The following is a 10,419-nucleotide window of genomic DNA, read 5'->3' as shown; positions in this document are numbered from 1 at the left end:
ATCAAGATTATCTGCCCCGAGCATGGGCTGTTTGAGCAGGTAGTTGCGAGCCATTTAGCGGGGCTTGGCTGCAATGCCTGTAGCGGCAGGGCTAAGCTCGACACGAAACAGTTCATAGCAAAAGCCCGCGCCGTTCACGGTGAAAAGTATGACTACTCGCAGGCGGTATATCAAAACAGCGCGGGCAAGGTCAAGATTATCTGCCCCGAGCATGGGCTGTTTGAGCAAACAGCCCGCAGTCACTATGAGGGCAGGGGCTGCCGTGTGTGTGGCAAGGCAAAGTATTCCCTAAGCAGGACGCATCCAGTTGATAGGTTCATAGCAAAAGCCCGCGTTGTTCATGGCGAGAAATTCGACTACTCGCAGGCGGTTTATGGCAATACTTATTCAAGAATCAAGATTATCTGCCCCGAGCATGGGCTGTTTGAGCAGGTAGTTGCGAGCCATTTAGCGGGGCTTGGCTGCAATGCCTGTAGCGGCAGGGCTAAGCTCGACACGAAACAGTTCATAGCAAAAGCCCGCGCCGTTCACGGTGAAAAGTATGACTACTCGCAGGCGGTATATCAAAACAGCGCGGGCAAGGTCAAGATTATCTGCCCTGAACATGGGCTGTTTGCTCAAACAGCCAACAGCCACATGCAGGGGGTTGGCTGCCCGGCTTGCTTCACTGCTGGCTGGTCCCGTAGTCAATTTATTCGCTGCTGTAGCAGGCGCAGCGCCTCGCTTTATATCCTGCACTGCAAGGGTGGGGGGGAAGATTTTTTTAAGGTTGGTATAACGTCGCACTCTGTAGCGCATCGCTACAAGGGCAAGGGTTCCATTCCTTACGAGTACATCGTTTTGATGCTGTATAAGTCAGCTAACGCTGGGGAGGTATGGGATTTAGAAAAACGCCTGCATAGGGAGTACAAGCAATTCAAGTATGAGCCTAGAATTAAGTTTGCTGGTTTTACAGAATGCTTTAGTTCAGTCATTGCTATGCTCGGAGCCTTGCCTGCTACTACTAAAGTGTGTGCGCTAATAAACCCAGGGCCTTAAGCTTGCCTCTTCTTTGATAATCAGCACCCGGCCCTGCGTCGGGTGTTTTTTTTGCCCACCGGCCCCCAACATCCCTTTAAAAGCTCTCTACGCGTCAGGTTGCGCGGCTAGCGCGCTACATCGGCGGGGCGTGTGGTATCCCTCACAGTGTATGCGCTTTATTTGTCTTTATGTAAAGTATTAGTTTACTTTACGGGAGCCAACCGCGTACACCTTAACGTGTTTACTTTCCAGCTTACCTCCGATATTCTGCCGGCCTACACGCTGGAAGTTGAGCCTATAGGATGGGCCGGGCTAACCGTCGTGCTAGCCCGCGACCCAAAATACCACGGTGTTACGCACGAGTTAGCAGGGGAGCTTACGTTCGTCAAAAAGGGCGGCGACTACCTGCGCCAAGTTTATGAAGCGAAGGGTGTAGAGGGGCTGGTAGTGCTGACTGCCTATCTCTATAATCCTAACGAGTTCCGCCGGGAAGAGGTAACCCACTTGCGCGTAGACTTTACTCAATATTCAGTCACCGAGAGGGGTGTTTCTATCAAGTTACGGCAGACGGGGTTTACCACCAAGCTGCTCAACCGCGACAAGACGGAGGTAGACATATTCCGAAATGAATCGGTCGAAGGCGTGGCCCTGCCACCACTGGGCATCGCTCGCCCTACCCTGTACTCTCAGGTATTTGAGCGCAACTACTACGCCAAGACAACCTATCAGGCCCTTTCGCCTACCGTCACTGTCTTCAATGGGGAAAGCCGTTTCTACACCCTTTATTTCAGCTTTGGCTCTCGCGAAAGTGATGACTTTATAGATGAATTCGGCATCGGCCAGATGGCTAATACGGCACAGGTCGGCACCTCACCCGCCCCAATTTTCACGGCAACGGAAGATGCAGTGCTAACGATTGAGGCGCAGCTTTTCTCACAGCTGACAGTTCTTCAGGAGCCCGGCTCGGCCTTCCCGGCTAAGTCAAAGTTTCACCACGTCACGGGGGTTTACTACCTGCGCGTCATCAACAAGCAGGGCGTTCTCACCTTTGAAAACCAGCTTAGCAGCTTCGACAAAGACGGTATTAGCGAGGACTTTGAGCAGCGGGTAAATTTCCCAATCAACGAAACGCTCAACCTACTCATCGGGGATCAACTGTATCTGTATGCAGCGCTGCATGTTGACGACATTGACGAAAACTACCTACTACAGTACAGCTTTGACCTGTACAACGCGGTAAATCCCGGCTCGTTTCTGCGCCTGCGCGCCACGACAACCACTCCTGAAACCGGTGCTACTGGTCTGTTGGTGCACGAAGCCCTGGAGCGCACGGTGCAAGCCATCACCGACCGACCCGGCCCGGCACTGTACTCCGATTACTTCGGGCGCACCGACACGACTACGCCTTACCAGGAAGACGGCCCCGGTTCTCTGCGGCTGGTTACCGGCGGGTTTCAGCTGCGCAACTTCCCGCTGGCGGAAAAGCCGCTGTTTGTGAGCTTCCGCGACCTGTATGATAGCCTGGACGCCATTGACTGCCTGGGCATGGGTGTGGAGCGCCGCAACGGCCTGGAAACGGTACGCATAGAGCCCCGCGCCTTCTTCTATCAGCCGGCGGCCGGCTTGCAGCTGCAGCAGGTGGCTGGATTGTCCAAAAGAGTGCATGCGGACCTGCTCTACAGTAGCGCTGAAGTTGGGTTTCAGCGCTGGGAGTCGGACGCGCCCAACGGCCTGGATGAGCCTAACTCGGAGCGCACGTATGCCCTACCGCTCTCGCAGGTGTCGTCAACTTACACAGCAAAGTCACCCTATGCCACGGCCGGGTACCTGATTGAGGCTACGCGTCGCCAGCAGTACAAGGACGCAAATACAAAGGAGGGTGGGGCCGACAATACGAAATTCCTGATCAGCCTCCGGCGGGAAGGCGGCCTACTGATGCCCGAGCGGAACGAGGCATTTGCCACCGTGGTAGGAGTGTTGGCCCCAGGCTCTACTTACAATCTGCGGCTGACGCCTGGGCGCATGTTGCGGGCCCATGGCCCATGGTTGCGCGCCGGGCTGGTGCACCGCGAAGACCGTAAGCTACAGCGTGGAGCCGGCGGCGGAAATTCTGCCTTGGTTACGCGTCTGTTGGAAGAGGCAAGCCAAGTAGCCGAAGCCGGCGACGTGCCCGTGTTGGCGCTCAATCCGCCTTACGTGCTGCCAGAGGTCTACGAGTTCACCTGCAAGCTCACGCTTTCGCAACTCGAAATCCTGCGCCGGCAGTCCTATGCGCAGGTATCCTTCCTTGACAGCCAGGGCAACCGCAAGGCTGGCTACCTGCTGCGGGCTGAATACAAGCCCCAAAGCGGCGAAACTTCCTTCACTCTCTTACGCGCAGCGGCGCCTGTTCTCTAATGGCCACGCTCTCGCTCTATACAGTTCCTTCCTGCTCCGCAGACCATACCGGAACGCTGACCGCCAGCGCCCGCGGGCAGCGCCCCCTGCGCCTGATTGTTTACGACGAGCAGGGGGTGGCAATAAAGGAGCTTTTCAGTAACACATTCTCCTCTCATTTTGTAATAAAATTCCTGCCCAACGGGCTCTACACGCTGAACTTATCGGACGCCAGCGGGGAAGAGGTAGAGAACAACGTCGAAATAGAATGCACCCCTCCGGTTGCCTGTGACCTGCTGCTGGGCGCGCCTACCTACACCGCAGATACAGCGGGCGGCTTTACCGCCTTGGTGCCGTTCACTACCACGGCCGGCGACCTGAAGGCATTTGCCTTTAGTGGGGTGCGCCCCACCACCGGAATAGTTTATGGCCTGTCGCCGCTCGTCGTTAATGGGCTCGTAGCGGAAGAGGTACGGTCCGTAACCATAGAAGACCGTAACGGCTGCCAGCAGACCCTGGCCCTGGTAACGCCGGCAGAAGAACCAGACCCGGCGCCCGCGCCACCGGCACGGCGCCCGCACTTCCTGGTACCCCTGCCTAACTCCCTACGGTTTTATCAGGCATCCGCCGGTTTGCTCGACAACACGGCCTTTGCTGAGCAGCGTCCCCTGAATTACACCAACCCGGGCTACTGCCAGCTGGTGAATACGGCCGACACCTTGGTACTGCAGCTACAAAGCAACTACGCAAACGCCCCTGTTTGTCAGCTGCTGCGGTGTAGCGACTCGGCTCAGGTTGCTACCCTTGCACCTGTTCGCGTGGTGCAGGGTAGCGCGCAAACCCTGTCTTTCGCGGCCTACCTGCGGCCCGATACCGCTGCGGGCAAGGTGCGGGTGTACTTCAATAGCGACTCGCTGCCGCTACCGTTTGAAATCGGAAACGAGGTAATTATTGCCGGCGCTGGCTCCCTGAATGGGACGAAGCAGGTGCAGAGCGTGCTGGAAGATCCGGCATCTGCTGCGCCCTACCTGCTGCTGTCTGGTGTCTACCCTACCGGGGCCCAGCGCATTGATTGCCTGCTGAGCATGGACTACGCCGCGCAGTCCTTTGACACTTGGCAGGTAGTGGTGCCTTTTTCTTCCGTCGCCCCTGGCTGCTACTACCTGCGCCTGAGTGCAACCGATGCAGACTTCCTGACTGCGGAGGCGTTGTCGGATTCTATCGACGTGCGCTACCAGCACCAGGATACGGTATTAGTCGCCTACCGCAACTTCGACAACGCCTTCGGCCTGAACTACACAGCTGGCATTATCAACCGCCTGCGGGTAAAAGGCCGCTTGGTGCCGTTGGCGCCGACGAGTGAAAAGGACGTGCTGCGCCAAAGCAATGACACGCTGGAGCTCCTTTCCGCCCGCGTGCGCCGACAGTTGCGCCTCGACACGTTCCTGCTGCCGGCCTGGCTGCATGAGAAGCTGGTGCTGGCCCTGAACCATGATTTCAAGACCCTGAACGGCCAGCGGGTTTCGCTGACTGAAGACTACGCAACGACCGCAGTGGACCGCTACCTGCTCAGCAACGGCAGCGTGACCGTGGAGCCCTACGAGGGCCTGGGTGCTGGCAATGCTGATGATCTGGGCGACGTGGACAGCGGCGAGGGCGAATTCCTGCTGGCCGACAACAACTTCTTACGCATCAACCGCTGATATGGCAACGGACCTACCTGGCATTGAATTAAGCCTCCTTTCGCCGCTTCCCGGAGAAGGGCCGCTGCCCGCCAGTGCTATCCTGCTGGTGCGCGACACCGTGACCGGGAAAGACCACCGCGTCGACGTTACGCGCCTGCTCTCGGGCGCGCTGCTGGATATATCAGCCCTAGCTGGCACGACCTCCCCCATATTCAGCGTCAACACGCCCTCAGGCAGAAGCCAGGAGCAGGGCGTAAGTTACACGCCCGTTGCGTTCGGAACGCAGCAGGGCGGCCCCTCGGGAGCCCTTGCGTTGGAATGGAGCGACCCCGGCGACGGCAGCCCCTACAGCATGCGCTTTGTGCAGTGCCTGAAATTCAATGGCGACTATACCAGCCCGCTGAATGTCTGGGTGGCGCTGGGTAGCGCGGGGGCTGCTGATATTTTATTCCCAGCTGACGAGCCGGCTTTCGCCACAGGGTTCGGCAACCTGCCCGCCGGCTACAACCCGGCCAATAAATCCCCGCTGGAGGTGTTGCGTTTGGCTGGCTCAGCCGTGTACCAGGTGCCCGCCTTTACTTCCTTCACCGTGGCAGGCGCGGGCACCCGCACAGTACCAGTGGGCACCAGCTTCGCTGCCGGCTTCAAGAGCTTTGCCTGGGCCACCAGCAACGGCACCAACGTGGCGGCTGGCAGCATCATTGTAAAAGATGGAGCGTCGGTGCTCAATGCGCTGGATGAGAATGAGCAGCCGATAGGAGAGGCCAACGACGGGGCCGCCTCGTTTTCGGTGCCGGCCTTTACAGCCGTACTGGGCGAGTCGCGGCGCTACCGCATCGAAGCCACCAACAGCAAGGGTGCTGCCCTTTCGCGGGAGGTTATCATCTCGGGCGCATATGAGATTTTCTACGGCCCCAGGGCTGGCGCGCCTACGACCTCCGAGCAGGTACGAGCCCTGCCTTCGCGCCTGACCACGGACGCCAACGTGTTCACGCTCAATACTGGCAACACCCTCAAAGACTTCGTGCTGCACCTGCCACCGGGCAAAAATCTGGTGAGCATCATCGACCTGGACGCGCTCAATAAGAATGTGACGGCCGAGTACAGCGAGAGTGAGCTGATGGTGCAGGATCTGGCCGGCGCCGATACGCTCGATGGAGAGGGTGAGCCGGCGGCGGGCACGCTCTACGTCAAGTCGCAGGCCTCGGCCTACACTACCTCTCACCGCCACCAGGTAACCCTATCCTAAGATGCTGACTGGACTCGAACTTGAATTAGGGGCCGGCATTGCCATCACCAACCCCGAGCCGGTCGATGCCCGGGGCCACGCGCCCCGGCAGCCCGGCCAGCGGGCCCGCGGCTATGCCTCGGTGGCGGATGCCTGCGCGGCCATTGAAAACGACCTGCGTTTCGACGGCATGCCTGTCTATATCACCGGGCTGGGCCTGCACCGGTGGAAACACCCAGACTACTCTGATGCTGGGCTGAAGCCGGAAACAGTAACAGCTGCCCGCCGGGGCCTGCCGCTTCTGTTAGCCAATACCACAGAGCTGGCCGCGCAGACCAGTGAATTGGTGCTGGGTATGTCGGCCACAGTCATCAACAACACCGATGCAGCCACGGCTGACTTTGGCGTGGATGCTGGACAGGCTGACTACCGACTGGTGAAGGACAGTTCCAGCTCCTTGCTGGCCTATACCAATGCCGCCCCCAGCACCACAACCACGGTGAAAGTGCGCTGGCAGCTGGTAGAGCAGACGGGCGAGGCCTTCCCGCCGTTCCAGGTGCGCGAGTACGAAAAGGGCGACAGCTTCCGCTACACGTTTACAGACGTGGTGCCCAACATCACCCGGCTGCTGGAGGTAAAGCAGGATCTGCAATTCGACAATGAGGAGCAGATTCCACTGCCCAACCGCACGCTGCTCGAAGCAGGTACAGACCCGAACTACAAGCTGCTTTCGCCCCTCACGGCCGAGTCGGGCGTGTCGTCGGTGAATGGACTATCGGGCGCCGTGACCGTGACCAAGAACATGGTGGGCCTGGGCAACGTGACCAACGATGCCCAGGTAAAGCGCAGTGAGCTGGCCGCTCCGTTGGGCGTGGCCACGCTCGACGGCAACGGCAAGCTGCTGGCCGTGCAGTTTCCCGACGGACTGCTCAGCGGCCTGAGCTGGAAGGGCGACTACTCCTTCGCCACGGGCCAGGTCACCAGTCCCGAGGCGGCCCTCAACGGACAGCCGCTGCCGGCGGCCGGCGCTGGCAACATCGGCTGGTATTTTCTCTCGCAGGGCAGCGGCAGCATTGCCGGCCCGGGCGGTACACAGATCAGCTACGAACAGGGCGACTGGATTGTCAGCTACGGGGCTGTCGGCTACCGCAAGGTAGATAACACCGATGCCGTGCAATCGGTGGCCGGAAAAACGGGCGCTGTCACGCTGGTAAAAGCTGACGTGGGCCTGAGCAACGTCGATAACACCAGTGACCTAGCTAAGCCCATTTCTACTGCTGCGGCTGCGGCCTTGGCGGGCAAGCTCGATGCGGCCACCGTCGTGACGGCTGGCACTGCGCTCAAGTTCGACGTGGAGCGCACCTACGGCTCCGAGGCAGCGCCCCGCTCGGATGCCTCCTACTCGCTGGATCCAGCTGGCGCGATGGTCAATACGGTGGTCATGGTAATTCACCAAGCGGCCACGGCGCCAACGCTGAGCAATACCATATTCCGCAGCACAACGATCAGTGCCTCTTACAAGGCCAACGTGGTGAATTACCTGCTGTTTTTCTACCGCAATTCGTCGCTGGTTCACTACACTATCTACCAGCTCAAATGAGTAACCTGCGGCGGTATTGGCAATTTCTCGGCGGCCTGGTCCCGAGCCTAGCAGTGAAGCTAACGCGGCTGGCCTCTGGCAACTACACTGGCACGGTCTTCAGCCCTACGCCGGTGACGGTGAATGTGGAGCCCACCGGGCAGGAGGTCACGGCACCGGGTAACTCCAGCTTCACCGTGAATTTCCCGGCCGCCGGCACGTACTACCTGCGTCTGTATGCCGCTGGTACGGACATCGTGAGCTATGTGAATTTGGATGGACTAGGTGTCGTGGGCACGGAAGGCGACCCGGACGGCGTGTTCGATACGACCCAATTCCTGAACCTGACCTATGCCAACGTGACGGGGAGCTACGTGCATACCGTCCGGGGCTACTACCAGGACACGCTGTTTATTCGCAGCACCCTGCTGACGTCCGGTACGCTGAACCTAACGGACGTGAACACGGCCACCATTAACATGGAGTTCAACAAGTTCACCGGGCTACTGCTGCCGGTGAACCGTGACCGGCTGGTGAGCATCCTGGGAGCCAGTGGCCGGCTAAGTGGCACCTTCACGTCAGGCATCATGCCGGTGTTGAAAACGCTGGAAATAGGCTCCGACCAGAATGCCGCCGGCCGCCTGACGACGATTAACATCACGGGCTGCACGGCGTTGGAAACCTTCGCTCACTCGCAGAACCAGACGAGTTCGGTAATAGCCACCGCCGCGGATGTGGCCAAGCTGAAGACCTGGACTGCTCTGCGCTGTGCGCTGGGTGGCGCCAATGCTGCGGCACATGCCCTGCTGGTACGCTATGCCGTGCTGCTCACTAGCCTGGATATGCGGGAAAATGGGCTAACGGGGGCAGAGCAGGAAGCCTTCTTTGATTCCTTCCTGGATACGGTCGGTAGCCGCGTGGCCACCGGAGCCAAAACCTTCCGCCTTGACGGTACCGGCCTAGTCGCGCAAACCAATGAGGGCTTGGTACAAACCCAGGAACGGACGAAGGTGGCCTCGTTGCTGAGTGCGCTCAATATGACGGTGAGCTACAACCGCCCTCGCCTGAGCCTGTCCCGGCTGAACACCAACACCATCCGCCTGACCTATACCGGCACCCGAGACATAACCATTTGGGGCATAGGCGACACGATTACACTCATTAGCTCCACCAACACTACGGGCCTAACAAATACCACCTACACCGTGCTGGCTGGCAGTGGTAAAGTATGGGACATCGGCCAAACGGGAGCCACCATTTCCAATGGTGCCCTCGGAACCTTCGATAAAATCTAACCCCGCCCGCCGTGAACCCCGTGAGCCACTTCTTTCTCGAAATCTATAAGCTACTCGGCTTCCGGAGTGGGCGCGATATGCTGGAATCGGCCTTCGGCTTGAAGTTCTACTCCGTGCAGCTGCTCAAGATTCAGATCAGCACCACCATGCTTGCCAGCGTCGTCGGCTTCTGTGCCCAGTGGATATGGGACCCGCCCTCGGCCCTGTTTCTGCTGCTGGCTATGGAGGTGCTCAATACCTTCTACGGTATCCGAGTAGCGAAGAAAATCAAGAAAGAGCCTTTCAGCTTCGAGAAGTTCTGCCGCTTCTTCGGCAAGCTCTTCGCCGTGCTGGCCGTGTTGAGTATGGTTAAGAACATGATCAACAGCTACGAGGCCGTGAAGGTGGTAGACTTCACTGTGTTCATCTGGCTGGCTGGCACCAAGCTGCGGAAGATTATCTCCAAGCAGGTGGCCCTGCGCGTGATGGAGGACGGGCTACCCGGCGTCATTCAGCAATTCATTCAGCAGTTCCTCTCCACAAAGGTGGCGGCCCTTCTGGTCGACGCGGCCCAGGGTGTGAAGCCCGCCCCGGCAGACCTCCCTTCCCCCAACCCCGAACCGGCCCCGCCAACGGAGCCCCAAACTCCCTAGGTCCCAAACTCCCTAAGTATGCAACTCACACGCCCCCAACTCCTCGAAGCCGTGGCCGGCTGCAGCGCCGCCGAGGCTACCACCTTCATCGGCCCTATCAACAAAACGCTGGCCCGCTACAAAATCAGCACGCCCCTGCGCGTGGCGCACTTCCTGGCCCAGATCGGACACGAGAGCTGCGGACTCGATGCCGTGCGGGAGTACGCCAGCGGCGCCGCCTATGAGGGCCGCCTTGACCTGGGCAACGTGCACCCCGGCGACGGGGTGCGCTTCCGGGGACGGGGCCTCATTCAAATAACCGGCCGGGCCAACTACTACGCCCTCTCGCGGGCCTTCGGCGTGGACTTCGTGGCCGACCCGGTGAAGCTGGAGCAACCGCTGTATGCCGCGCTTTCCGCCGGCTGGTACTGGAACTCGCGCAACCTCAACGAGCTGGCCGATGGGAATTTCTTCCGCACCATAACGAAAAGAATTAACGGCGGCACCAACGGCTATGCTGACCGCGAGGCCCGCTTCCTCCGCGCTGCCAAGGCCCTGGGTGTACCTGGTGGCATTGTGCCAGCCGTGGCCGCCTAACCCACAACCAGCAACCTGTTACCTGTCA

General features: G+C 59.3%; 8 protein-coding genes. All 8 read left to right on the top strand.

Annotated features, from left to right (window positions below):
- Positions 1-1,038 (top strand): GIY-YIG nuclease family protein (locus I5L79_RS05965; protein ID WP_196954087.1); only part of this gene is annotated, 1,038 nt, incomplete at its 5' end.
- A gap of 219 nt (positions 1,039-1,257) precedes the next feature.
- Positions 1,258-3,417: a hypothetical protein gene (locus I5L79_RS05960; protein WP_196954086.1), complete on the top strand. Its 2,160-nt coding sequence runs from the start codon at positions 1,258-1,260 to the stop codon at positions 3,415-3,417.
- Positions 3,417-5,099, top strand: a complete 1,683-nt coding sequence (locus I5L79_RS05955) for a hypothetical protein (RefSeq protein WP_196954085.1) — start codon at positions 3,417-3,419, stop codon at positions 5,097-5,099. The genes I5L79_RS05960 and I5L79_RS05955 overlap by 1 nt, the downstream gene beginning before the upstream one ends.
- Position 5,100: 1 nt before the next feature.
- Positions 5,101-6,330 (top strand): hypothetical protein, encoded by a 1,230-nt coding sequence (locus I5L79_RS05950; protein WP_196954084.1) that lies wholly within the window; start codon positions 5,101-5,103, stop codon positions 6,328-6,330.
- A gap of 1 nt (position 6,331) precedes the next feature.
- On the top strand, positions 6,332-7,909 hold the full coding sequence (locus I5L79_RS05945; protein WP_196954083.1) for a hypothetical protein: 1,578 nt from the start codon (positions 6,332-6,334) through the stop codon (positions 7,907-7,909).
- Complete coding sequence (locus I5L79_RS05940) at positions 7,906-9,183, top strand: hypothetical protein (RefSeq protein WP_196954082.1); 1,278 nt, start codon at positions 7,906-7,908, stop codon at positions 9,181-9,183. The genes I5L79_RS05945 and I5L79_RS05940 overlap by 4 nt, the downstream gene beginning before the upstream one ends.
- A 20-nt stretch (positions 9,184-9,203) precedes the next feature.
- Positions 9,204-9,815, top strand: coding sequence for a hypothetical protein (locus tag I5L79_RS05935; RefSeq protein WP_196954081.1), 612 nt, complete (start codon positions 9,204-9,206; stop codon positions 9,813-9,815).
- Positions 9,816-9,833: 18 nt separating this feature from the next.
- On the top strand, positions 9,834-10,391 hold the full coding sequence (locus tag I5L79_RS05930) for a glycoside hydrolase family 19 protein (RefSeq protein ID WP_196954080.1): 558 nt from the start codon (positions 9,834-9,836) through the stop codon (positions 10,389-10,391).
- The last annotated feature ends 28 nt before the right edge of the window (positions 10,392-10,419 follow it).

Source organism: Hymenobacter guriensis (genome assembly GCF_015773195.1).
GTDB classification, from domain to species: Bacteria; Bacteroidota; Bacteroidia; order Cytophagales; family Hymenobacteraceae; genus Hymenobacter; species Hymenobacter guriensis.
This window is presented reverse-complemented; position numbering and strand designations above follow the sequence as displayed.

Coding starts and splice junctions, on each gene's coding strand:
- I5L79_RS05940 (WP_196954082.1), top strand. CDS start 7,906: ATGAGTAACCTGCGGCGGTATTGGCAATTTCTCGGCGGCCTGGTCCCG.
- I5L79_RS05950 (WP_196954084.1), top strand. CDS start 5,101: ATGGCAACGGACCTACCTGGCATTGAATTAAGCCTCCTTTCGCCGCTT.
- I5L79_RS05945 (WP_196954083.1), top strand. CDS start 6,332: ATGCTGACTGGACTCGAACTTGAATTAGGGGCCGGCATTGCCATCACC.
- I5L79_RS05930 (WP_196954080.1), top strand. CDS start 9,834: ATGCAACTCACACGCCCCCAACTCCTCGAAGCCGTGGCCGGCTGCAGC.
- I5L79_RS05955 (WP_196954085.1), top strand. CDS start 3,417: ATGGCCACGCTCTCGCTCTATACAGTTCCTTCCTGCTCCGCAGACCAT.